This window comes from Thioalkalivibrio versutus, from assembly GCF_001999325.1.
Taxonomy (GTDB): Bacteria; Pseudomonadota; Gammaproteobacteria; order Ectothiorhodospirales; family Ectothiorhodospiraceae; genus Thioalkalivibrio; species Thioalkalivibrio versutus.
Genome location: NZ_MVAR01000016.1, coordinates 1 through 23,811, shown reverse-complemented (window position 1 = coordinate 23,811; position 23,811 = coordinate 1). Strand labels below are relative to the sequence as shown.

Here is a 23,811-nt window from a genome sequence, read left to right as displayed (position 1 = left end):
GCAAAGCGCAACGGCTGACTCCAGTGATCTGATCTAGCGGGCGAACGAAAAACGGGGCCGTCTTGGCCCCGAAAATTTGGCGCCACATTATGACGCTCAGCCTATTCTCATTTCGTTACCGTGGTCCAACCCCGTCATGAGTCCGCAGGTCCGCAGGGCCGAACTGCTTTGCTTGGCTATGCGCTGTACGTGTAGACATACCATTCGCTCTTTTTTGTATTAAGGGAGTCGTAAAGTTTTTGAGCCGGATGATTGTCTTGGGCTGTAAGCCATTGAAGTCTTGCTGCACCCTTTTCCCGGGCGAACTCCAGGCAATGATTGATCAGCCGCTTACCTATCCCGTTTCCTCTATGGGCTGGCAATGTATAAAGGTCGCTCATAACGCCGACCCGAGCGGGAATACTGGATACATACGTGAAATATACAGTAGCAAAAGCCACGGCGTCTCCGGCTTTGCTCCTGAACAGGAAAATGCAGCCATTATTTCCATTTTCGCTGAACTGCGAGAAGAACACTCGATTCTTCTCGTCATCAATTTCCTGAACCTTGTAGAACTCCTGGTATTTTCTAATCAGCGGGAGTACTTCTTCGATGTTCTTACTTGACACTGCTTCTATCACTTGACGAGTCCTCTAAAAGCATAACGCCAACAGCACGCGCGCCTGCGCAATGGAGGCGAAGACGCACGGGACTTCGGGGGCAGACCTTGCCTCTTGCCCCGGGGCAGGGTCCGGGAAGGCTGCAGAATCGGGAAGGGTCTTCGGCGTCATCGCGGCGTGTCCTCCAGCAGGATCTGGCCCGGGGTGGGCTCCGGGAAGAATTCGGCCCGGAATTCGCGGCGCGCGCGGATGCGCTGGTTCGTGCACTCGACCATCTGGGCTTGGGAGTCCCAGCTGTCGCAGCCGTCCGGCACCTCGTACTGCGCGATGAATGCGCGTTCGAACTCACGCTCTCTGCGTGCCTGTGCGGCTTCGCGCTGACGGAGCGCCTCTTCACGCTGACGGGCCGCCTCTTGATGTCGGTGTTGCTGTTGCAGGCGTTCCTGTTGGCTGCGCAGACCGTCGAGCGCCGGTTTGACGAGTTGCTCGGCGGCCTCGGTCTGAACGACTCCGAGCCGCTCCAGCATGTTGTTCACGGCCCGGATCTGCATGTGGTAGTGGAGCAGATAGGCAAGGGCGAGGACGAGCGCCAGGATCAGCACGACCATGAGGAGTTGTTTGGTGCTTCGGTCCAGCGCTAATTCTTCTGGGGCGGCAGGCTTGCGCCCCCCGCCTACGACGGGGCGGCCCGTCGCGGTCGTAATTTCGGTCTGATAGCGCCATCCGTGCAGCTCTCTCGTTGTTGTTCTGGGTCGTTCCTCGGCGGAAACCATATCAATCTTGAGCCAATCGCGCGTGTGTGCGCCCAGGGCGGCATGAAGGGCCCATTTCGGCGGTGAAATGCCTCGACCAAGGGCCCGAAACCGCGCTTGAGAGCAGGAAAGTCTCGTCCCTACAGCGGGTTACCGTGGTCCGACCCCGTTATGAGTCCCGTTCCTGCGAGAGGTCGTCCATCCACCGTTCCGCATCGTGTACCGGCGTGATCCCGGTCGGGTGAGGGTTGTCCGCGTCTGGCGAAGCGAACGCCTGCTGCACCACCCTGGTGGAGCGTCGAAGAAGAGCTAGGCAGCCACCAGACCTCCGCTCACGGTTCGTGGCGTTTGAGCGCACGCAAGCCCGGCCCACCGTCATTGCGAGGCCTCGCGGAGGCCGCGGCAATCGGCCGGACTGGCCCGAGACCTTGTTGGTAGCATTCGCGGTGCCGGATCGGATCGCAAAGGTGGTGTCCTCTTTCTCCGGCTACGTCCCGCGCCCCGCCTTGAGACCATACATGGCGCGGTCGGCTCGCCCCAGCAGTTCGTCTGGATCGCCGTCTCCCGGACCGTAGGCCCAACCCAGAGTCATCGCCAGCGTGACCTCGCCCGCAGCAAGCTGGACCGGCCGGGACACCGCCGCCTGCAGTCGCTTCCCCTCGGCTTCGGTTGAATCCTCGCCAAACAGTAGCACCGCAAACTCGTCACCCCCGACCCGGGCCACACAGGCCGGCTCGCTGAGCGCCTCCTCCAGCCGGCGGGCGACCACCCCCAGCAGTTCGTCGCCCGCCGCGTGTCCGAACCGATCGTTCACCGGCTTGAACTGGTCGAGATCGATGAAGCCTACGGAGAACGCTTCGCCGGTCCGTTGGGACCAGGCGATTGCGTCCTGCAGGCGCTTATAGAAAGCACGCCGGTTGGGTAGACCGGTCAGCGGGTCGTGGCTAGCCTCGTGCTGCAGCTGGCGTCCGGCCTCGTCGAGTTGTGACGCCTGCTCGCGCAAATCATGGTGCATGGTCACCAGGGTCCGCCGGGTGAGCAGAATCAGAGCCAACGCGAACACCACGCCGCCGCCACCGAACACCAGCATGAAGCGCTGCGTGTGCGCCCCGACTTCGCCTGCGCGCTCGGCTGCGGCTTCCATCTGGGCGCGTTCATGTGCTCGCAACGCCTCGATGGAGCTGTCGAACTCCCGATCCAGATCAAACAGACGCTCGCTCAGGATCGCCATTGCCGGCTCGATCTCCTCGCGGGCCGCCAGGTCCACCACCTGGTCCTGCAGCCTCACGATCTCCGGGATCAGGGCATCCTGTTCCTCGAGTCTTGCCCGCGCCGCATCCTCGGTCACGCGCTCATTGAGGGCCGCGCGCACCTCGCCGACCCGGTTCCCCCAGCGGTGGTACGCCATCATCAGGTCATCACGCTCGAAGGGGTCGTCGGTGATGACCTGATTCACCATGGTCTGGTGGCGATTGTAGGCGGCCTCCAGCAGATCGGACGCCAGCTGGATGCGCTGTCCTCGCTCCTCCGTGATGTGACGCAGCTCGTCCAGCAGGCGCTGGTTCTGCCACAGGCTGTTGCCCACAATCACAATCATGCCCGCCAGCAGGACCACGAAAGCGACCGTGATGGCGTTCAACAACCGCCCGCTGATCCGCTGCACCTTTTGCGAGAACTGCATCGACTACTCCTTCCGAGGGGCGAGCATGGGGAGCCACCCTCCCATGGGCCAAGCGCCCCGCACTGTCGCGCGGATTCCGGATAGTATCGGATCAAACCGTGATTTCTTACTCGAATATGAGGCGGAGGGCCAAAGCCACGTCTGCCCCGTCATTCCCCGCCGTCATTGCGAGGCCCCGAAGAGGCCGCGGCAATCCGTCGGAGCGGCCCGAGACTCTACCGATCCCCTTTGCGGTGCCGGAGTGGCATCTAGTCTCAGAGCAAGAGCCCATTTATGGGCCGGAATGCGCAGTTTAAGGCCCTGGAACAGGCCTTCTGATTCCACAAGCAGTTTAAAGTCCGTCTGTTACCGTGGTTCGGCCCTGTCATGTACAGCTACCACAACGCGGCGCGCGTTGAACGGCCGCGGGCCGGCCCGAAGGACGAGCGTAGCGAGTGATTGGCAGGGGAAGTCGGCGACGTCTGCGGGTGGGAACGAGCGATCATGGCTGCCCCTGTCTTCTTTCTCCGACGGCCCGTCATTGCGAGGCCTCGCAGAGGCCGCGGCAATCGGCTGGATCAGCTCGGAAACATTTCGGTCGCATCTGCAGTTTCGAATCTGACCGACCAGGTGGGTGTCCTCTTTCTCTACTGTTGGAGATTGCGCCGTTCCGGCAGGTCCGATCCCGCTATGGTGGCCCGCAAGGGTGTTTCACTCGTCCGGCTTCGACTCCTCGTGCAACCGCAGGCAGTCGCTATCTTCTGCCTGGCCAAGCTCGAGGAAGGCGGCCACGGCGGCGATCGGTGAGACGAGGGCGGCCAGGCCCACCGCCAGCCCGCCCCGGATCACGAGCTCCGACGGATCAATGTCGATGGAGGGAGCAGTGAACGGGCCGCTCACCCGGACCGGAACGCGAGTGCGAGCGATACCGGTCTCCTTGGGCTCACCCTTGATATCGAGCACGAAGGTCTCCTCGTCGAGGTCGATCTCCCCGTCGCCAGCGATCATTGTGTCCTCGGTGTCGAGGAGCAAGGTCGTGCTTTTCATCACGCCGTCCTCGCTGTCGAACGCCGCGACGAAACAGCGGATATGCACCGCATCCGGGACGGTGTCGCCCCGCACGAGGGTCAGCGCCTCGAGGAAACCGATGTCCAGCAGGCGCAGCAGCGAACCGTCTATGCGGCCGCGTTCCATGATGATGGCCACCTCGCCATCAGCCGTGGCCAGTGCGGAACGGATGGTGTCCCCGGTCGTCGAGAAAAGCGCGCGTCCCTCCAGGACGCCTTCGCCGGAGCCATCCATGGGCGTGCCTTCAATGATGTTGCGCAACTGTATGCCCGACAGGCGAAGATCGTAGTCGGTCCGCACCGTGTCGCCCCCGGAATAGATGGACGTGAACAGGTCAAACGTTCCCCCGGCAAGCCCGAAGCGCAGGGGTGAAAGACGCAGGATGCCCTCTTCGATTTCCAGGTCGAGTTCGACGTCGTTAAGCGGCAGCCCGCGTGCGACAATGCGCTCGCCGCGAAACGTCAGTCTCACATCGTTTTTCTGAATCTGCTCCACCTGGAGCGGTGCATCGGGCAACACGCGGGGGGCAGGTTCCGTTTCGTCCTCGGCCTCGCCCCCGTCTTCGGCCTCGCCTTCCCCTAAGTCTTCGGCCTCGCCCCCGTCCTCAGCCTCGCCTTCCCTTAAGTCCGGGGATACCCCGATCACGGCTCCGAGATCCTCGAATTGCAGATTCCGCGACAGTAAATCGGCAGTGATCAGCGACCGCTCCGGGCCGGCCTCGAAGGTGACCAAGCCGGAGAGATCGCTCTCGCCCACGGTGCCGTCGAAGTCCTCAAACCGCCAGAGGTCGTTCTCTCGGACGAGGTGACCGGCAAGTTCGTAAGGCGGTGTAGCGGGCAACGGAATGTGCAGGATCGGGACGAGCAGGGCGAGATCCGGTCCTGCGAGATGCAGATCCATGTCGAGATGCATTTGGTCGGGGCGGTGGAGGAGGGTACCGGTTATGGCGAATGCGGTGGGGCCCACCTGTGCGTCCAGTTCGATCGCATAGGGTTCGTCTGTGTCGCGCAGGCTCACGAGCGACGCGCCGCGTATACTCAGGTCGAAAGGCTCACCTTGAATCCGCCCCTGACCTTCGAGGGTGACGGGCAGGGCCCCTTCATCAGGACTGACCGCCTCAACCGAGCTCAGCCTGGCATCCAGTTCGAACTCACGCCCGTGATCCCGGTAGGTCAGGCGGCTCTCGTCGATGACCATTGTTTCAATGAGTGGAATCTGTGGCGGCTCATCGGATCTTTCCTCGGTGTCCAGATCCCAGTTGACTCGTCTTTCGGCATCGGCCTCCAGGTGAACCTCCGCTCCATGCACGCGCAGATCGGTGATGACCGTCTGTCCGCGCAACAGCGCGCCGAGGTCGAGCCGCACATCCAGACGCTCGACCCGGAGCATGTCCGGTTCCGAGGCCCAGTCAGCATTGGCGAGGCGGATGTCCCGGGCGGTGAACCGCGGGTGCATCGAAATGCTGCCCTCCAAATCGCCATCAATGGCGAATTCACGCCCCGTCTCCTCGGAAACCCATTGCGAAATGGGACCGCGCAGCATGTTCCAGTCGAGGACCAGAATCGCAATGGTCAGCAATACCGCGATAACGCCCACCGTCGCCGCCAGCCACGTAAGCGTTCTGCGCATCGTAGAGCCTCTCTCCCGCCCCGCCGGGGCGGATGTGAGTGGTGCCGGCGGGGTCGTTCCCTCCGGCACGAAAACCATCGAACCGGATGTTCATGGGCCGGTCAGCGAGATTTCATCGACCCACCAGCCGGCGTGTTCCTCCTGATGTGTGGATTCCTTTGCAATGATCATAGGCACGGGTGCCCCGATTGGAACGGCGCATGTGCGGGCGTGTGAGGGCCTTCAAAGTCTTTCGGATTCGCGACGGCGGCCAGCGAGCGCGGCTCAGCGGAAAGCGGTTCAGTAGCGACACCGCCTCACCGATGGCGGCTCCAGCATGGGCAGCGGCTGCCGGGTCGCGTTCCCCCAGGCAGGCGACAAGCCGCAGGAGGTCCTCGTGCGCTCGCGCCGTGAAGCGTACCGAGTAACTCATCCTTGAGACTCCCGCTGACGGGCTACTGGTTGCTCAACACACGGTCGAGATCGTCCAGCACCCAACCGGCCGGGTAGTACTCACTTGTTCAACGGGCATTGCGCGCGGATGCCAGCCAAAAGGCTAGGTCTGAAGTAGACCCCGAAGCTACTGTCCCCTTGCGGTCGGCAATCAGTTGGAACGGCCTGGATCCCAACCGCCGTTTCAACGCACAAAATAGGCCGTTTAAGGCCCTGATTCAGCCCTTCAGATTCGGAAAGATTCGTTAAGTCAGCCCGTTACCGTGGTCCGACCCCGTCATGCCGCGCCGTCATTCCCCGCCGTCATTGCGAGGCCTCGAAGAGGCCGCGGCAATCCGTCGGAGCGGCCCGAGACTCTACCGATCCCCTTTGCGGTGCCGGAGTGGGATCTATTCTCAGAGCAAGAGCCCATTTATGGGCCGGAATGCGCCGTTTAAGGCCCTGAATTAGTCCGCCTGATTCGGAAAGGCGTTTTAAGTCAGTCCGGTACCGTGGTGGGCCGACCCGTCGTCTGCTCGGCTGGCTGTCACAGTGCCTCGTAGTATCGGCGGACGAGTGCGGCCATCATTTTGCGGCGCGCTTCCAGGAACTCCTGATAGTTGGTGGCCGTGACGTCCCCGATAAACTCCGGTATGGCGTTCTCGGCTAGATTCGCCTTGAGGTCTTCCTGATTGGTGATCTCGCCAAGCCGAAATTGCCCTGTGGCAATCTGCTCGGATATCCACGCCATGTACTCCTTGGGCGGACGATCCTTGATCGCGATATTGATAGGCGTTTCGGTGAGCGCGAAGTTGGCCACCTGGTTGTAGTCCCCCTGCTTAGGAAACCCGTTCTGGATCAGGTGGTTTTTGGGGACGATGTGATGCAGGTCGCCGTGACCTTCGATCATCTGCGCGACGCTGATCGATTTGGACAGGAAACCGCGGCCCCCGCTGTTTACCCGGGCCGCGAGATACGTCTGGAAAGCCGGGTTGCGCCTGCTGGGGGTGTTGAGCTCCTGTGGAAGTGCCACGTTCCAGAATCCTTCCCCGAGCACCGATTCCTCGAGTATCTCCAGATAGCGTTCCGCGCCACTTTCACGGATTCGCCTCAGGTCAGTCTCCCACGTTGACTCGAAGCTCCCTACAGCACGACCCGAGAGCAGGGTGAGCACAAACCAGCGCTTGATGATCCGGGAGCGTTGTCCTTCCGTCATCTCGGCATCCTGGCGCAGCAGGAGGTACAGGGCGTAGGCGAAGTTCAGCGCGTTCTTCGATCCGATCATGCTGGAGTCAATGAACCCCGCGGACTTGATCATCATCACGAAGCGCTCTAGGTGTGTCTTGCTCACCAGCTGATCCAGAGCATGCCCAAACCGCTCATAAGCGTCAGGGATCCGAGACTCATCGATCCTTCGGGTTTCGGGGTCCAGTCCGGAGAGTTCGCTCACGATCGCGCCGGCCTTGCCTCGATTGAACCCGACCAATCCGGTAATACGGATCACATCGGTGTACTCAGGCTGGAAGAGCTCGTCGGATTGGTTTCGGAGCCATTGGATCTTGTTCAGATGTTCTGTGGCGGCGAATTCTTCGTCGTTCTCCTTGATATCCGAGAAGGCGTGTCCCGCCACCGCCAAGTGGCAGAAGTAGTCGATCAGCTTTCGGAGATTCCGGCCTTCGTCACCGTAGGTGGCGATCTTACTCATCACGAAATCGGCGCTCGAGAGAGGGACGCCCTTGGCATTGATGCGCACGAAGATCTCGGCCACCGTTTCCACATCCAGGTCATCCGCCAGCGAGATCACGCCGACCTGAGCGTGCTCGATTGCCGCGAGCTTGGTTACCGACTCCTCGACCTTGTGCTGGTCAGCGTCCGGGTTTTTCTCGAAGTAACTGCGCAGAAAGGTCAGCTGGCTCGTGCCCGAGTAGAACTCGCTGATATCGTGAATCCACAGGCTGCTCTTTCGGATCGCGGGCGTCTGCGTCGCGAACTCCTCGGTGAGAGGATTAAAGGAGATCGCGATGCGTTTTTTCTGGTACCGGGTACCGACAACCGGCTGGCCCGCAATAGCGGCGCGGAGGGCGGTTACGCGCTGTTGCCCGTCGATCAGAATCTGCTGATGGGCAGCGACTTCTCCCCCTTTGAGCTTCGCGCCAACAGACTGCCAGGTGATCAGATAGCCGACCGGGTAGCCGTTGTAGAGGGAATCCAGAAGGTCTCGAACCTGCCACGTCTTCCAGACAAACGGCCGCTGCAGTTCCGGAATCGCAATTTTGTCGCTTCGCACGTCAGCCAGCACCTGGCTTACCGCAGTTTGCTTCACTTCATACTTTGCCATTCTTATAGCCTTTTGCTTGAGGCGGGACAGTCGCGGTGCGCTCCGACATACTAGTCAGGTGCTGCCCCGGTGGGGGTAACGCCGCAACCGTCAACGCACGCTTGTCGCCGCTTTTCAGGGCCCTTGGAGTCGTCGACGTCAGGATGCTACTGCTCGGTAGGACTTCCACGCTGCGCGAATACCACCCACTCGTTGGCGCAGTCCTGGCAGGCGCTGGTGTAGGTCGGGCCGGATTTGGTCACTCGGACCTTGCGGGACTGGCAGGCCGGGCAGGGGACCTTCATTGAGGTGTTCGTGTCGCAGGCATCGCAGCGCACGTAGTAGCCGTACTTGCCGTACATCCCGGTTAGCTTGTCTTGCTCGCCGCATTTTTTGCACGCAAGCGTGGGGGCCTGACTCGGATTCGTAGCGGGCGAAGGCGCAGCTTGTGTGGGCTGCGGCTCCGGGGTCGCCGGTCGTTGCGCCTTTGCTGCCGGCTCGGTCTTGGCGGAAACCGGCGACTCCTGGACCCGCGGGGCCGGCTCGGCCACGGCCGAAGGATTCGCGATTGGCGCGAGGTGGCTTTGCAGCAGGAAGTCGCCGATGCCTTCGATTTCCTTTTGGCTGAATCGTGGCCGGGCCGTCACCAGCCCCTTGGCTCGTGAGCCGACCAGCTCGCGAACCTTTTCCGCGACGAACTCGCTCTTCACCACGCGATTCGCGATCGCGCGAGGCATCTCATCGCGGTGCAGGATCGCGCTGCTGGATACGGCGCAGAGCGTCCTCCAATCACGGCCGCCAATCTGGGTCTGGAGGCCCAGCAGTCGGCCGAGGAACTTCTCCACGTTGTCCTTCAGGAGCTCCTTCACCAGCGCCTCTTGCAGCTCCGCCTGCCGGACCGGCGACGGCATCCCGTACCAGTCGCCGCGGTAGCTGCGCGACCACTCCCCGTGGCCGTTCACCTTTACCTCGCCGTAGATGCTCTTCGACTCGATCACCACGAGCCCGTACGGATGTATAACCAGATGGTCGATCTGCGCGCGTTCGCCGTTATGCTCGATACGCAGGTCGTTGATGATCCGAACGCTCTCATCGTCGCCAAATTCGCGCCGCAGGTAGAACGCCACGTCCTGTTCCTGCTGGTGCCCGGCCTTTGAGCGTTCATCCTGACCGCTTGGCCCTTCCTTCTCCTTAAGAATCATCGAAGCTCCTGAACTGAATTACTCGGTCTCGCCGCCTGGGCGGCGCAGGCTATTAATCGCACGTAAGATCAGACATCCGAAGCCCCCTGGGCGTCGAGCGGCTGCCATGAGGCAAAAGGCAGGGGGTTGACCCCTCTGTTTTGCGTGGTCCCGGCTGAACCGGTGCCGTCCCGTCTCGTTCGGATCATACGACCTTGGCGCCAAAGGCAGTTTCAGGGCCCAAAATGCGCCGTTTAAGGCCCTGAACCATCCCTTCAAATTCGGAAAGCCGTGTTAATACATCTTGTTACCTTGGTCCGACCCCTTCATATGGGGCCCTCCAAGTCCGCTTGGCCAATACTCAGGAGCCGACCGATGTGGTCATCGTAGGTAAGCTTCGCTGTGTGCCGCAAGACTTGGAGAGCACTGCCCGTCATCAAAACACCTCGAAAGCACCTAACGCTTGAGCTCAGGGGTGCTTGACCCGTCGGCCATTTTGCGATTGCAAAATGGCCGACGGGTCAAACGTCCCCTGCAGCCACTAGTTAGATTGCGGATAACCCAAGGCTTCCCGTGCTGCCCGATCAAACTCGCCGGAAAGCTCAATGTGAGCATCCCGTTCAATGCCAAAGAGAAGTTCCATTGCTTCGAGGGAGTGAGACATTGATTCGATCGCTGTAATCAATAACTTTGCGGTATCGGAGCCTTCAGGCCCCCAGCGCATCCGATGGATTTCCCCCTCATCGTCCAGCTCAAGGTACTGCTCTAGATCTCGCACGGCTGAATGGACCGTACTACTCAAGTAACCATACGCCGTGTCATAGGTGTCAGTGAGTTCAGCTTTCTCTGCTAGTTCGTGAATCGGTATCTTGAGGCTCCGATTCACATTCTCGTCCGCCTCAAGGTTGTCGATTAGCTGTTCGAGCTCTTCACGATCTCGATCGATCAGAGCCGCTTCAAACGCCGATGAGTTCTGTCGCACCTTTCGAAGCGCCCGCAGCCGCTCAAATTGGTCGGCGGCGACATAGCGCCTCATGATCTCAACGTCCGCCGCTACGGCACGAATGGTGAACGTAGTCTCTAGGAACGAGCGGAGCATCACTTTCGCTGGATTGGAAAGGCCGCGCTCGATCAAAATCAACGACCCCTGGAAGAACTCCAGCGCGCGCACGAAGAGCGCGGAACAAATGACCTGCTGTCCGTTGGAATTATCGATTTGCAGTCCGCAAGCCACCTCATGGCAATGGCGGTTCATTCGGGCAGCAAGGTCAAAGAGGAGAGTATGCTGTTTCCGATTTTGTCTCGACCACGCCGAAGCCTCTTCGGAATAGTACCCATCCGCTTCATATGCCATACCCGTTCCCTCCGCGATCTAACGCTTGGCACAGCGGACGTTTTGGAGCGACGAAGGAGCAGAAAAACGTTCCGACTGCTGCCACTTGTTAGCTTTCACACCATCTACTAGGTGAGCAATGAAACAAATGACAGAATAATTACTAAGGCAATTCCGCCCTTGATCGTACGCAGTGCATTATCGCGAATCGCCTGATATCGCTCTTCGCCGTTCTTAACGCGCTCCCATTCATCCTTGAGAAATGGTGCTGCCGCACTTCGGATGTCTTCGCCGGAAGCGATCGCATTAGCATAGTCTTCATTGTTGAAATGCTTACGCGCCGAGTTCAATGCGTTCAGAAGTTTAGCCTCGTGACTTTCTGGGCTTTCCTTTGCATGTACCGGATTGAGGCGCAGCTGAATTTTTGTCAGCGCTTTTGTGGCCTTGAAGTAGCCGGGAGCACTAACCTTGTGGTATTCAGCCATCGCTTCTTCGTTGTCATTACTATGCCCCCTTATCCGCGTAACCTCCTGTAGGGCGGCAGTGAAATCGGCGACTTCCTCGCGGATTCCGTCAATCCAGGACTGGCGGAACTCTGATACCTTGTTCTCCTTCGAACTGATCAGGTTTAAAAACGAGAAAAAACCTGCGACCAAAGCAGCTAGCACTGCACCAATTGCGATGTAGACTGAAGCTGGTATATCCATAAAAATTTATTTCCTGTGGAAGCTAACGCGAAGCTTTGCGGCAATTGTGGAACCGCGAAGCGGTGGAAAAATTGTCCGGCAACAGCGCCTGGTTAGAAGATGTTCGCAATTGCCAACCCGATTGAGAGGACACTTGCAGCCAAGCCAATTAGAACAACGATCCAGTGCTGCGCTGCCACTTCGGCCCATAGTTTGGGGTTTATTCCGTGAATATCGAACCATCGTGCATTGGTCTTAAGGCTGCCATCCACGGTTCTACCGAGAATATTTGAGAAAACATCAACTTTTCGAAGCGTCGACTGATGGAGCTTCACATATTCCTTGTTTTCGAACGCATCGGCTTCTTCTTTTCCCGTCAGAAAATTCAAATCAGTCATCCCGTTTTTCTTCATTAAGCTTTCCAACCTTGGATGCCCGGTGTATCGAGCTCCATACAGCGCAATGAGAAGGCGAGCCAAGTCGACTTTCTGAGAGTCTTCAAGGATCTCGGGCTGCCCGCCCAGCACCCGAAAACGATGCTCAAGAGCGGGGAACCCATAATTTATGTCGCGCATATTCCAATGAACCCAAATGTGAGTCTTTCGCTCCCGGAGGAAGTTAAAGAACTCTGCGAGCATCTCCTTCTCCAGGCGGTCGTAGTTGTTCTCTATATATGAAAAATCTACGCCCTCGACCTCGGCAATCTTATGGATCGAGAAGGAAACTGTTTGCGCTGACAGATAATTTCGGACAGCAATAGACGTAACCCTTGGCGTCTGACCTTCGGGGCGATCGTAAAAGCTCTCGCAAGAGTAGTGAACCAAAAGAACGTGCTCTTCCTTTCGGCCCAAATCCTCCAAGATCTGAAGTGCTGTCTTGCGACGACGTCGCTTCTCTATCTCAGATGCCATTGTTTTTCTTCTAACAGTGGTTGGATGGCGCGCACGGATATTGGATGAACGTGCGCGCGTGTTTAATTGGATATTGAACCGGGCGCGTGGCGTCAGAAACCGTCGTTAAATCAGGTGGGTGTGTCGCCGCGGTGGTTTTTAGCAGCGTGTTATCTCGGGCGGCTGTCGATGCGGTTTGGGGCCATCGCCGAGCGGTGAGCCCTTGGTGCTGCTGGTCGTTTGTCATGTCAGGCGCCAGTGGTCGTTGTCGGTTGTTGCCTGGCCGAGGATTTGGAGGGCAGCGAGGACCTGGGTGATCGACTTTGTGGGTTTGCGCTTGAAGTGGGTGGCCAGGGCTTCTGGGGTCTGGGGGCCGATGGCGAGGAGGCGGCGGACGGCTTCGACCTGGTCGGGCATGGATTTGGGCCAGGTGGGCTTTTTGGCCGGTTCGGTCGGGGTCTCGGCGGCGGCCTCGGGTTTGGCTTCGAGCGTAGCGGTGGTCTGGGTGGCTTCGGGGGCCTGGTAGTCGGGGCGGAGCCAGCGGATGTGGGCCTGGGCTTCTTCGGCGGCGCGTTCGGCGTTGAGTGCGACGAGGCGGCTGAGGAGTTCTTCTTCGGCTTCGGCCTGGTCGGCGGGTTTGTCCGGCAGCGGGGTGGTGGCGCCGGGGCGGCCGACGAGGCGGTCGGCGAGGTCGTTCCAGCCGTAGGCGTCGAAGACGGCGCGGTCGAGGTTGTCGTGCAGTTCGCGCAGCAGGGAGACGAGGCCCTGTTCGTGGATGGTGCGTTCCTTGGCGGTCAGCGGTTCTTCGGCGCGCAGTTTCTCCAGCACGTTGTACATGCCGGTGAGGGTGAGGTCCGGGTGCTCGGCCTGGCGTGCCTTGCGGTGGGCGTCGATGCGTTCGGCGAGGTCGCCGATGGTGGCGACCTGCTGGTCGTCGAGTTCCGGGAAGGGGAAGGTCTCGAAGCAGCGGGTCTTGTTGTAGCGGGGGCGGTCTTCCAGCGTGCCGCCCATGGCAAGCGCCCAGGTGAGATGGATGCGACTGGACAGGACCCCCAAGGTGGCGGGCCGGTCGATGGCGATGTTCACCAGCATGTTGTCGGGAAGGATGTCCGCGTCGAGAAACTGGAAGACGCGATGCTTCGTGGTTTCGACGGTGGCGATGTAACGTGGCAGCCCGGTAGCCATGGTTCGCCAGTCTCGGCGTGCTTCCCCAAAAAGCCACCAGTAGTCACGGTACGTAGCGCGCTTGTTCTGGTCGCGCTCGGGTTTTACACGTTGGAGCACCCACTGATAGATCGCCGGGAATTGGTCCCTTACCTCGTCGGAAGTGAGTCCGAACAGGTCGATGACCCTGACGCCGCGCGGTCTCTGGGTGAGGTCCCGTCCGTTGCGGTACTCGCGAATGACGCGGGCGGTTTCGGGTGTTTTGCCCAAACCGAGTTCTGCTGCCTCGTCCGGCGTCACGATGAAGCCGGCACCGTGCAGTTTTACGCCAGGGCTGCTGATGCCCTGATTGGCTTGCAAAGTGATGGCGCCAGCGACGTTGGCGCCGATGGTGAGGTCCGAGAATAGCTTGCCGGGCCTGTGGCTCAGTTCCACGGTGCGTGCGTCGTCGCCGGCGTCGCGTTCGTTGACAACATGGCGCAGGGTGCCGGGCTGGTCTCCGGGTACGCCGACGGTCATGGCAATGCGCACGGCGGCACCGTCGGCGCTGTCCACCCAGGGGTGGTCGGGGATGGCGAAGGCGAGCGACAGGGGCTTCTTGCTGTCGCTCAGATGCGGTTCGAGTACGCGGCGGTTGAAGGTCTGGCGCAGGCTGTTGGTGGTGATAAAGCCGAAGCGCCGGACCTCGCCCTTGCGGACCTTCTCGGCGGCGATGTGCCACCAGTACATGACGAAGTCGGCGGAGTCCGGGACGATGCCCTTGAAGACCTTGCGCACGGCGTCCACGTAGCCGTCGCCCAGTGCGCGGCGCATGGTGGCGGCGCCAATAAACGGCGGGTTGCCGACGATGAAGTCGGCTTCGGGCCATTCGGCGCGGCGGGGGTTGCTGTAGTGGTAGACGGGGGTGCGGCCGGTCTCGTCGGGGATGAGTTCGCCGGTGACGGGGCTTTTCTTGTAGCTGATGCCGTCCCAGATGGTCACGGGTTCGCCGTGCTCGTCGGTCATGGGTTCGCGGGCATCAAAGTCGATCAGCGCGTCGCGGCATTCGATGTTGTGGAAGTCGCGCAGGATGGGTTCGGGCAGGCTGAGGCGGCCGTGCAGGCGGTAGTGCCATTGCAGGTAGCCGATCCACAGCACGATTTCGGCGATGGCGGCGGCGCGCGGGTTGATCTCCAGCCCGAGGAACTGGTGCGGGTCGACGGTGAGGCCTTCGGTGTCGAAGGTGGCCTGGCCGGCGCTCAGGTCGCGGATGAGGTTGAGCACTTCGCCTTCGAGGCGCTTGAGGTGTTCCAGCGCGACGTAGAGGAAGTTGCCGGAGCCGCAGGCGGGGTCGAGCACGCGCGTCTCGCACAGTCGGTGGTGGAAGCGGTGCAGCTCGTCCAGGGCCTTGTCGGGCTTGTTCTGTTGCAGCCAGGCTTCGGCGGCGACCTGCACGGTGTTCCATTCGGCGCGCAGGGGTTCGATGAGCGTGGGCATGACCAGGCGTTCCACGTAGGCGCGCGGGGTGTAGTGGGCGCCGAGTTTGTGGCGTTCGCGCGGGTCCAGCGCGCGTTCTAGCAGGGTGCCGAAGATGGCGGGTTCGACGAAGCGCCAGTCGGCCTTGCCGGCCTGGATGAGCAGGCCGATCTGGTCGGCGTTGAGCGGGATGGGGTCGATGTTCTGGAACAGGCCGCCGTTGAAGCGCTGCACCTTGTGCATCAGCTGGCCTTCATAGCCGCCGGTGTTCATCGTCTCCCATAGGGAGCGCATGGCGTCGGGGAAGTGTTCGGGGTTTTGCTGCAGGCGTTCCAGCAGGGCGGTGAAGCTGCCCTTGGGCAGGAGTTCGACGTCCTCGCTGAACATGGTGAACAGGCAGCGCTTGAGGAAGTGGGCGACGCGCTCGACTTCAAAGCCCTGCTGTTCCAGGGATTTGGCGAGTTCGGCCAGGCGCGCGCTGACCTCGCGGGTGACGCGGGCGGCGTGCTTGCTGGCGTCGAGCTGGTCCGGCGCGAGCCACAGGTGGTGCAGGCGCTGCTGGATCTCGGGGTCGCGCAGGTCTTCCAGGCGGATGCGGTGGCGGCTTGGGTCCGGGTACGGGACGTAGGTGCCGCCGGAGCGGGAGAACTCGGAGTAGAGCTCGAGGCTGCGGCCGACATCGGTGACGACGATGAACGGCGGGCGGCCTTCGTCTTGCGGGAGGGCGCGCACGTACTGGTCGGCCTGGTTCTGCGCGGCGAGCATGGCCTTGTCCCAGCCCTGGGTGTGCAGGCCCTTGCCGGTCTGCTTGGCCTCCAGCACGAAGCAGCCGCGGCGGTAGAGGTCGATGTAGCCGCGGTTCTCGCTGCCATCCGGGTTGCGGATGGTGACGCGGCGTTCGAACACGTAGGCGTTGTCGGCGGTGTCGTCGCTGGCCGGGTCGGGCTGGGGCAGGTCCAGCAGCGCGCACAGCTCGGTGAGGAAGAGCTGGTAGTTGGCGCGCTCGGAGCCGCCGGTGTCGCGCCAGCGCTCGATGAACGCCTCGACCTGCTCGGGGGCGGCCAGGGGCGTTGCGGTGTCGTGATCGAAGGACGCGGCGTGGGCCGGGTTGCCCGGGGTGACTTCCATGTGACGAAGGTCCGTTTTCGTTTGGGGGTCACCTTACCGATCCGTGGCGGTGTTGTCGTCTGTGGCTTCGGTTGGAGATCGCCGCGGCCGCGTTGCGGCCTCGCGATGACGGGGTTTGTGGGGTTTGGATGGCGCGAGTGGGGTGGCTAGCGTGGGAGATCCCGGCTCTTCGCTGCGCTGCGGCCGGGATGACGGGGTGTGGGGCTGCGGCGGGGGTTTCGGGTTTGGCGTTGGTGCCTGCCAAATGTGGGGCATCTGTCCCGTCATCGTGAGGCGCGAAGCGCCGTGGCGTCCGGTGCCCTGGGCACTCGCCAAGCCTGAACCTTCCGGTCTGCGTGTCTTCCTGTGAAAGCATTCTGGTTCTGGCACGAAGCTCGGGCGCGCGGTTCGCCCTGGCGGGCGCATGATCTTGTTTTCCGCGTGGGCGGTGTGGCGTTCTGACCCGGTCGCGATAACCCATGTGTCGTTTTGCATCATTCCGGAGTGGAGTGTTGCGGTGTGAGCCAGCGGAATCGATCACACTTTGTTTCGATGATGAGATCTTCGTCAGCAGGGGTCATGTTTGGCATCCCCCTTGCTCCTTCTCTGGCGCAGTCAATTGAAAGCCTGACTGGCCCGATTCGGTTGGCTGTGACTCGATTCCAACTTGAAGGAGAGAACCATGATGTCGACTTTCCAGAAAACTGCGATCGCGATGGTGCTGGGTTCCATGTTTGCGCTGGGCGGCCTTGGCGCGGCGCACGCCCAGGCGGGCGGCGACGCCGGCGCAGATACCGGTGCCCCGGAGGCCGGTGCCGGTGCTGAAGGAGGCGCTGGCGCTCCCGAAGGCGCTGCCGGTGGCGGCGCGGGTGCTCCGGAAGGGGGTGCTGGTGGCGCCGGTGGCGGCGGCACCATGGGCGGCGGTGGTGCCGAAGGTGGTGCGGCCGGCGGCTCCATGGGTGACCACGACGAAGAAGACGACGACGATGACGATGACGAAGGGGCCCCTGACTGGTAACAAGCCCCAGTCCCCTCAACAAGCCGGGCTCCCCGCCCGGCTTTTTTGATTGTCTCCCATCGCCCCGGTGCTTCCCCCCTATAGCCCGGCCGGGCGAGGCTTCAAACCCGTTATCGTGGTCCGACCCTGCTGTTGTTCCCGGTCGGTCGTTGGCTTTGTTGCTCCGGAAGCCGCGCTTTGTCCCAGTGTCGTCATCCCGGAAACCGCGAAGCGGTTATCCGGGATCTCGGGCGTCGGGGAGGGTCTTGGCGGTGGAGATCCCGGCTCGTCGTGGCGCTGCGGCCGGGATGACGAGGTGGGGCGCAGCGGGCGGGATCATCGCGGGTTTTATATGAAGGAGCCTGCAGTGAGGGGGAGATGGCTGGTTACAGCCAGCCGCGGCGGCGGAAGAGGTAGAGCATGACGGCGACGACGGCGAGCATGATGCCGAGCAGGATGGGGTAGCCGTAGTAGGTGTAGAGCTCGGGCATGGACCAGGGGCTGTCGGGGTGCTCGAAGTTCATGCCGTAGATGCCGACGATGAAGGTGAGCGGGATGAAGATGGTGGCGATGATGGTGAGCACGCGCATGACGTCGTTGGAGCGCTGGTTGATGGCGGACATGTAGGCCTCGATCAGGGTGGCCGCCATTTCGCGGTAGGACTCCAGCAGATCCATGATCTGGATGGTGTGGTCGTAGGCGTCGCGCAGGTACGGGAACAGCTCCGGGGTGAAGGGCTCGAGGTCGTCGCGCATGAGGCGGGCGATCACGTCACGCGTGGGCCAGAGCTGGCGGCGCAGGACGAGGAGCTCGCGCCGCAGGATATGGATCTCGTTGAGGGTGTGGCGGTCGGGCTGGTCGAGGACGGTCTCTTCCAGTGTCTCCAGGCGTTCGCTGATGTGTTCCAGCACCGGGAAGGCCTGGTCGATCACGCTGTCCATCAGGGCGTAGGCGAGGTACGCGGCGCCTAGGCGGTTGAAGTTGCGGTTGGCGTTGCGCATCCGTTCGCGGACCGGCCCGAAGGGATCGGCCGCGCCGCTATGGACGCTGATGACGAGGTGGGTGCCCACCACGAACAGGTTGAGCTGGTCGAGTTCGATGTTGCCGTTGTGATGGCGCGGCTGACGCAGGATGGCGACCATTTGCGCGTCGAAGAAGTCGACCTTGGGACGCTGGCCCTGGTGGCGCACGTCTTCCAGCGCCAGCGGGTGCAGGTCGAAGGCCTCGCCCAGGTCGTGCAATTGGCGCGGGCTGGGGGCCCCCTGCAGGTGCAGCCAGACGAATCCGCCGTCGAGGGTCGGCACGCCTTCGCGCAGGGTGCGCTGCGGGTCGAGCTCGACGAGCTGCTCGCGATGGTAGTGCCAGGCGGAGACGGTGGCGTCGTCGGCGTGCGGGTGTTCGGTGGCGTGGGCGCCGTGGCCGGGGGCGGCGCCGGGCTTGAGGTAGGTCTTTTCGAACAGGCGGGTCATCGCGGTTCCTGTGCCGATTTTCTGCCCAGTATAGGGTGCTGAAAAGTGCTGCGCGCGGGGGGCAACTCTGGCAGTCTGGGCGGCGACTGAACGGCCGCGGAGGCGGCTGGGTCCCACGGGGTGAGGAACAAGGAGCGCGGTATGGAACTGAAGACCATGTTGGTGCCGGTGGATGGTTCCGCCAACGCCTGGCGGGCGGTGGAAGTGGCCGCGGATCTGGCGTCCAAGTATCACGCCCGGGTGGTGTTGGTTAGCGTGCTGCTGCAGGGCGAGGTGCCGCCGCATATCCGCCAGCTCTCGGACCTGCCGGACCCGAACGATCCGCCGCTGGCAGCGGGCGGTGCGGCCGTGGGCGCCGCGGTGCCGCCGAAGGTGCTGCGGGATATCGCGAAGAAGCTGATCGAGCAGGCCCACGGATACTTCACCGATCTGGGCGTGACCGACATCGAGCACCATGTGGAAGACGGCTCTCCGGCCAAGGTGATCCTGCAACAGGCCGAGTATCACGACGTGGACATGGTGGTGATGGGCTCGCGCGGCCTTGGGGGCCTGCAGGGGCTGCTCTCCGGGAGTGTCTCGCACAAGGTGCAGCAGCTGGCGCGCTGTATCGTGGTGACGGTGAACTGAGCCTCTACTCGCGGGGTTCGCGATGTCGCGGTTGTCGATCGATCTGCACGAGTGCTTCCGCAATGGCCGCCGGATCGACGCCGAGCTGAACGGCGTGATCGAGCAGGCCTGCGACAAGCGCATCAAGACGGTGGAGATCATCCACGGCAAGGGCAGCGGGCAGTTGAAGAAGCGCGTGCTGCGCTTTTTGCAGCAGCCGGAGGTCAAGGCGCGCTATCACCGCCTGGAGAAGGATTCGAAGAACCACGGGCGGCTGTTCGTGCACTTCAAGCATTGATCCGAGGCCTCCTACAGTTCGGGGTGCTGTCGGCGCGTGCCTGCATCCGACTTTGGCAGGGGCTTCGCGTGCAAGCACGCTCCCACAGTGATGGTCCCACCGGGGGGCAACTAAGGCTTCTGGCGGCCCGGAAGAAGCTGTCATCCCGGAAACCGCAAAGCGGTTATCCGGGATCTCGGGCGTTGGGGCGTGGGCTGGCGTTGGAGATCCCGGCTCTTCGCTGCGCTACGGCCGGGATGACGGGGGTAGGGGCGCTGGCCGGGATGACGGGGTGTGGCGCGGCGGCCGGGATGACCTGGTGGGGGCGATGGCCGGGAGGATATGGGCTGGGGTTCTGTAGGAGCGTGCTTGCACGCGAAGCCCCTGCCCGCGTCCGACTCTGGCAGGGGCATTCGCGTGCAAGCACGCTCCTACAGTGATGTTCCCACCGGGGGGGCAACTAAGGCTTCTGGCGGTCCGGAAGGTGCTGTCATCCCGGAAACCGCGAAGCGGTTATCCGGGATCTCGGGCGTTGGTGGTGGGCGTGGCGTTGGAGATCCCGGCTCTTCGCTGCGCTACGGCCGGGATGACGGGGTGTGTGGCTGGCGCGGACGTGGGGATGGATCAGCGTCTCCCTAGTTTGTGGTCGGCGAGTTCGTAGCCGAGGTCGATCATCTCGGCGGCGCGGTGGAAGTCGAATATGCCGCAGGCGTTGACCGGGACTTCGATCAGGTGCTCGGGGTTGTAGGCGGCGATGCGAAAGCGCGCGATCGTGCCCTGCATGGCCTCGATGGAGTGGGAGACGATGTCGATCATGCCCAGCGCGTGGGCTTCCTGCTCACGGCTCAGGCCGGGGTCGGTCTCGCCCAGGCCCAGCTTGTCCTGCCAGTCCAGCAGCCAGCTGCCGACGCGATCCGGCAGGGCGTCGGTCAGGCGATGGTTGAGGAACCCGCTGTCGGGTTCTTCCCGGTCCGGGTCGGGCGCCTTGGCGCGCTCGGGACGGATCAGCTCTTCGCCGACGCGGCCGTTCAGGCTGACGGCCAGGGTGATGTCGGTGTCGTCGGTCAGGGTCGGGGCGATCGGGACCGGGTTCAGCAGGCCGCCGTCCACCAGCAGCCGGCCCTTGTGGCGCACCGGGGTGAACACGGTGGGGATGGCGATGGAGGCGCGGATGGCGTCGAACAGCGAGCCGGAGTTCAGCCAGACCTCGCGTTCGCGTTCGATATCGGTGGCCACGGCGGTGAACGAGATCGGCAGGTCCTCGATGTCCATGTCGCCGAGCATGTCGCGCAGCTTCTCGATCAGGCGGTCGCCGCGGATCAGCCCGGCACCGCGGAAGGAGAAGTCCAGCAGCCGCCAGACGTCCTGGCGCCGCAGGGACTTCACCCACGCCTCGTAGGCGTCCAGTTGCCCGGCGGCGTAGATGCCGCCGACGACCGCGCCCATGGAGGCCCCGGCAATGGAGCGGATGCGGTAGTCCGAGTGCTCCTCCAGCCAGCGGATCACGCCGATCTGTGCCAGACCGCGGGCGCCGCCGCTGCCGAGGACCAGGGAGATGGACTGGGGCTTTCGCGTCATGGTGGTCGGTGTGCCTGGGTGGAGTGTTTGCGGAGGGCCCCGCCTTCTTGCGTCACAGCCTTCGCTGCGAGCGTCGCCGCCCGCGACGAGCCTGCTTAACCCAACGTTGGGGGTGTGGTGCGCTTTTTCCAGTGGCGGGTCATACGCGGTCCGGGTCGAGCAGGTGGTCGTGCAGGGCCTGGGCGGACTCGCCGGCCGGTTCTTCGACCCGCAGCTGCCAGACGGCGGCGGGGTGATCCGGCGACCATTCGCTGAAGACTACGAGGCCGGCGTACGGGCCGTGCCCGCGGATGGTGCCCAGCGTCAGGCGGCCGTCCGGGTCGCCGTACAAGTGCACTTCGAACTCGGGGGCGGGCGGCGGTAGCTTCCAGTACCCGTCCCGACCGGTCTCGCGGAAGGCGGCGTCGGAAGGCTCGGCGTCGTCGCCGAAGTGGCGGCGCAGCAGCGGCACCGACAGTCGGTGCGGCAGCCCCAGGACGGTCTCGATGCCCGTGCGGCCATGGTCAACCGCCTGGGCGGCGGACGCCAGCGGATCCCGCCGGCCCAGCCATTTCTTCAGTAGCTTGCGCATGCGCGGATCATCCGTGTGCCGTCCGCGGTCTGCAAGCGCCGGGCTTCACGTACTGGCTTGGAGACCGGCGGTCGGCGGCGTTACCGTGCGGGTAGGTAATGCAAAGGAGTACGTCATGGGTTTTGCACTGTCCGAGATGCAGCTGTCGAGTTCCGCCTTTGGCCCTGGCCAGCCGATCCCCAAACGCCACAGCGGAGAGGGTGAGGACACCTCCCCGGCATTGCGGTGGCGGGACGTGCCGCAGGGCGCCCGGTCCCTGGCGGTGATCTGCCATGACCCGGATGCGCCGTTGATCCAGCCGGGCACCTACGGCTTCGTGCACTGGGTGCTGTACAACCTGCCGCCGAATCTGGATGGCCTCCCCGAGGCGACCGATCTGGGCGCGACCGGCCAGACGGACTTCGGTCGCACCGGCTACGGCGGGCCGATGCCGCCCGAGGGCCACGGTAAGCACCACTACTTCTTCTGGCTGCTGGCGCTGGACGCCGACCTGCAGCTCCCACCCGGCCTGACCCTGTGGCAGTTCCTGGAGCACGCCGAGCCCCACGTGATCGGCATGAACCGCCTGGTGGGCACCTACCAGCGCGACTGAGGCCTTGTAGGAATGCCTTGTGGGAGCCGGCTTGCCGGCGAAGCCCCTGCCAGAGTCGGGCGCGGGCAGGGGCATTCGCGTGCAAGCACGCTCCCACAGTGATGCCCCCACCGGCGGGGGCCAAGGCTGGCGGCGGTCTGGAAGACGGCGTCATCCCGGAAACCGCGAAGCGGTTATCCGGGATCTCGGGCGTTTGGGGGTTGGGCTGGCGTTGGAGATCCCGGCTCTTCGCTTCGCTACGGCCGGGATGACGGNNGGCAGGGGCTTCGCGTGCAAGCACGCTCCCACAGTGATGCCCCCATCGGCGGGGGACAAGGCTTGCGGGGTTCGAGAAGACGGCGTCATCCCGGAAACCGCGAAGCGGTTATCCGGGATCTCGGGCGCTGGGGGTGGGCCTGGCGTTGGAGATCCCGGCTCTTCGCTTCGCTACGGCCGGGATGACGGGGTATGGCGTTGCGGCCGGGATGACGGGGGGGTGCGGTTGGTGCGAGCGGGGGCTTCGCGTGCAAGCACGCTCCTACAGGGCCCCTATCCTGCTTCGGACTGTTCGGTCTTGACCGGGTTGTGCGGCGGGCGCACGATATGTACCACTTTATGTACGTTTCGGGTGACTGGCGATGACGACGCTGACGGCTACCGAGGCCCGCAAGGGTCTGTTCGATCTGCTCAAGGGCGTGAACGAACAGCACGCGATCTACCATATCCGGCATCGCAACGGCGATGCGGTGCTGATGTCGGAAGACGAGTACGCCAGCCTGATCGAGACCCTGGAGCTGCTCTCCGAGCCCGGCTTCCGGCAGGCATTCGAGCAGGGCCGCCGCGAGGCGGATGAAGGCGATACGCTGGGATTCGAGGAGGTGTTCGGGGAGAAGCAGTGACCTGGACCATTCGGTTCACCCGTCAAGCCGAGAAGGACTTGCGGCGTCTGGCGCCGAAGCTGCGTGACAAGGTGAAGCAGATCCTGCGCAACCGGGTGGCGGTTGACCCGTACTGCGGCAAGGCGCTGGTTGGTGATCTGCGCGGGTACTACTCCCTGCGGATCAGCTACAAGGACCGTCTGCTGTACACGATTCGGGATGAACAGTTGCTGGTGATCGTGATCCGGGCGCGTACGCACTACGGCGAATAGCCTTGCAGGAATGTCTTGTGGGAGCCGGCTTGCCGGCGAAGCCCCTGCCAGAGTCGGGCGCGGGCAGGGGCTTCGCGTGCAAGCACGCTCCCACAGTGATGTCCCCCTGCGGGTGGGGGCCAAGGCTGGCGGCGGCCTGGAAGAGGGCGTCATCCCGGAAACCGCGAAGCGGTTATCCGGGATCTCGGGCGTTGGGGGTGGGCCTGGCGTTGGAGATCCCGGCTCTTCGCTTCGCTACGGCCGGGATGACGGGGGATGGCGCTACGGCCGGGATGACGGGGTATGGCGTTGCGGGCGGGATGACGGGGGGTGCGGTTGGTGCGGGCAGGGGCTTCGCGTG

At 62.9% G+C, this 23,811-nt stretch carries 19 protein-coding genes and 2 pseudogenes; 7 read left to right on the top strand and 14 right to left on the bottom strand.

The window, feature by feature from the left end:
- Positions 1-176: 176 nt before the first annotated feature.
- Together B0684_RS06325 and B0684_RS06320 are read right to left on the bottom strand one after the other, a co-directional pair.
- Positions 177-620, bottom strand: a complete 444-nt coding sequence (locus tag B0684_RS06325) for a GNAT family N-acetyltransferase (RefSeq protein ID WP_077276993.1) — start codon at positions 618-620, stop codon at positions 177-179.
- 146 nt (positions 621-766) lie between these two features.
- On the bottom strand, positions 767-1,207 hold the full coding sequence (locus B0684_RS06320) for a hypothetical protein (RefSeq protein WP_018650480.1): 441 nt from the start codon (positions 1,205-1,207) through the stop codon (positions 767-769).
- Between the two features lie 322 nt (positions 1,208-1,529).
- On the opposite strand from B0684_RS06320, the pseudogene B0684_RS13940 reads away from it, so the two are divergent.
- Positions 1,530-1,664, top strand: a pseudogene (locus tag B0684_RS13940) (type II toxin-antitoxin system RelE/ParE family toxin); the annotation flags it as partial.
- Between the two features lie 174 nt (positions 1,665-1,838).
- Here the strand turns inward: B0684_RS13940 and B0684_RS06310 are convergent.
- The 9 genes and pseudogenes from B0684_RS06310 to B0684_RS06270 all read right to left on the bottom strand — a co-directional run bounded on the left by B0684_RS06310 (position 1,839) and on the right by B0684_RS06270 (position 16,273).
- The gene (locus tag B0684_RS06310) at positions 1,839-3,032 is read right to left on the bottom strand and encodes a diguanylate cyclase domain-containing protein (protein ID WP_018650479.1); all 1,194 of its coding nucleotides are present in this window, start codon (positions 3,030-3,032) and stop codon (positions 1,839-1,841) included.
- Between the two features lie 690 nt (positions 3,033-3,722).
- The gene (locus B0684_RS06305; protein WP_018650478.1) at positions 3,723-5,708 is read right to left on the bottom strand and encodes an AsmA family protein; all 1,986 of its coding nucleotides are present in this window, start codon (positions 5,706-5,708) and stop codon (positions 3,723-3,725) included.
- 223 nt (positions 5,709-5,931) lie between these two features.
- Positions 5,932-6,120: pseudogene (locus tag B0684_RS06300) on the bottom strand (type II toxin-antitoxin system RelE/ParE family toxin); the annotation flags it as partial.
- A gap of 546 nt (positions 6,121-6,666) precedes the next feature.
- Positions 6,667-8,457 (bottom strand): GmrSD restriction endonuclease domain-containing protein, encoded by a 1,791-nt coding sequence (locus B0684_RS06295; protein ID WP_018650477.1) that lies wholly within the window; start codon positions 8,455-8,457, stop codon positions 6,667-6,669.
- 146 nt (positions 8,458-8,603) lie between these two features.
- Positions 8,604-9,638: an NERD domain-containing protein gene (locus tag B0684_RS06290; RefSeq protein ID WP_018650476.1), complete on the bottom strand. Its 1,035-nt coding sequence runs from the start codon at positions 9,636-9,638 to the stop codon at positions 8,604-8,606.
- Between the two features lie 520 nt (positions 9,639-10,158).
- Positions 10,159-10,971: a DUF5677 domain-containing protein gene (locus B0684_RS06285; RefSeq protein ID WP_018650475.1), complete on the bottom strand. Its 813-nt coding sequence runs from the start codon at positions 10,969-10,971 to the stop codon at positions 10,159-10,161.
- A 107-nt stretch (positions 10,972-11,078) separates the two neighbouring features.
- The gene (locus B0684_RS06280) at positions 11,079-11,657 is read right to left on the bottom strand and encodes a hypothetical protein (protein ID WP_018650474.1); all 579 of its coding nucleotides are present in this window, start codon (positions 11,655-11,657) and stop codon (positions 11,079-11,081) included.
- A gap of 92 nt (positions 11,658-11,749) precedes the next feature.
- On the bottom strand, positions 11,750-12,547 hold the full coding sequence (locus B0684_RS06275; protein ID WP_026313087.1) for a hypothetical protein: 798 nt from the start codon (positions 12,545-12,547) through the stop codon (positions 11,750-11,752).
- Positions 12,548-12,769: 222 nt separating this feature from the next.
- Complete coding sequence (locus tag B0684_RS06270) at positions 12,770-16,273, bottom strand: class I SAM-dependent DNA methyltransferase (protein ID WP_018650472.1); 3,504 nt, start codon at positions 16,271-16,273, stop codon at positions 12,770-12,772.
- A gap of 661 nt (positions 16,274-16,934) precedes the next feature.
- Between B0684_RS06270 and B0684_RS06265 the strand changes: the two genes are divergently transcribed.
- Complete coding sequence (locus B0684_RS06265; RefSeq protein ID WP_018168017.1) at positions 16,935-17,270, top strand: hypothetical protein; 336 nt, start codon at positions 16,935-16,937, stop codon at positions 17,268-17,270.
- A 365-nt stretch (positions 17,271-17,635) separates the two neighbouring features.
- Here B0684_RS06265 and corA read toward each other — a convergent pair whose 3' ends face one another.
- Positions 17,636-18,718 carry a magnesium/cobalt transporter CorA gene (gene corA / locus B0684_RS06260; RefSeq protein ID WP_018650471.1) on the bottom strand — a complete coding sequence of 361 codons (1,083 nt, stop codon included), beginning with the start codon at positions 18,716-18,718 and terminating at the stop codon, positions 17,636-17,638.
- A 141-nt stretch (positions 18,719-18,859) separates the two neighbouring features.
- On the opposite strand from corA, the gene B0684_RS06255 reads away from it, so the two are divergent.
- Complete coding sequence (locus B0684_RS06255; RefSeq protein WP_018146349.1) at positions 18,860-19,345, top strand: universal stress protein; 486 nt, start codon at positions 18,860-18,862, stop codon at positions 19,343-19,345.
- Between the two features lie 22 nt (positions 19,346-19,367).
- On the top strand, positions 19,368-19,622 hold the full coding sequence (locus tag B0684_RS06250) for a Smr/MutS family protein (protein ID WP_018650470.1): 255 nt from the start codon (positions 19,368-19,370) through the stop codon (positions 19,620-19,622).
- A 603-nt stretch (positions 19,623-20,225) separates the two neighbouring features.
- Here the strand turns inward: B0684_RS06250 and B0684_RS06235 are convergent.
- Both B0684_RS06235 and B0684_RS06230 read right to left on the bottom strand, forming a co-directional pair.
- Positions 20,226-21,179 (bottom strand): patatin-like phospholipase family protein, encoded by a 954-nt coding sequence (locus tag B0684_RS06235; protein ID WP_018650469.1) that lies wholly within the window; start codon positions 21,177-21,179, stop codon positions 20,226-20,228.
- Between the two features lie 139 nt (positions 21,180-21,318).
- Entirely contained in the window at positions 21,319-21,750 is a 432-nt protein-coding gene (locus B0684_RS06230) for a hypothetical protein (protein ID WP_018168013.1), read from the bottom strand.
- A gap of 115 nt (positions 21,751-21,865) precedes the next feature.
- Between B0684_RS06230 and B0684_RS06225 the strand changes: the two genes are divergently transcribed.
- From B0684_RS06225 to B0684_RS06205, 3 genes are all read left to right on the top strand, one after another.
- Positions 21,866-22,342, top strand: coding sequence for a YbhB/YbcL family Raf kinase inhibitor-like protein (locus B0684_RS06225; RefSeq protein ID WP_018650468.1), 477 nt, complete (start codon positions 21,866-21,868; stop codon positions 22,340-22,342).
- A 617-nt stretch (positions 22,343-22,959) separates the two neighbouring features.
- Positions 22,960-23,220 carry a type II toxin-antitoxin system Phd/YefM family antitoxin gene (locus B0684_RS06210; RefSeq protein WP_018650467.1) on the top strand — a complete coding sequence of 87 codons (261 nt, stop codon included), beginning with the start codon at positions 22,960-22,962 and terminating at the stop codon, positions 23,218-23,220.
- Complete coding sequence (locus tag B0684_RS06205) at positions 23,217-23,471, top strand: type II toxin-antitoxin system mRNA interferase toxin, RelE/StbE family (protein WP_018650466.1); 255 nt, start codon at positions 23,217-23,219, stop codon at positions 23,469-23,471. Before B0684_RS06210 ends, B0684_RS06205 begins: the two co-directional genes overlap by 4 nt.
- Positions 23,472-23,811 lie beyond the last annotated feature (340 nt).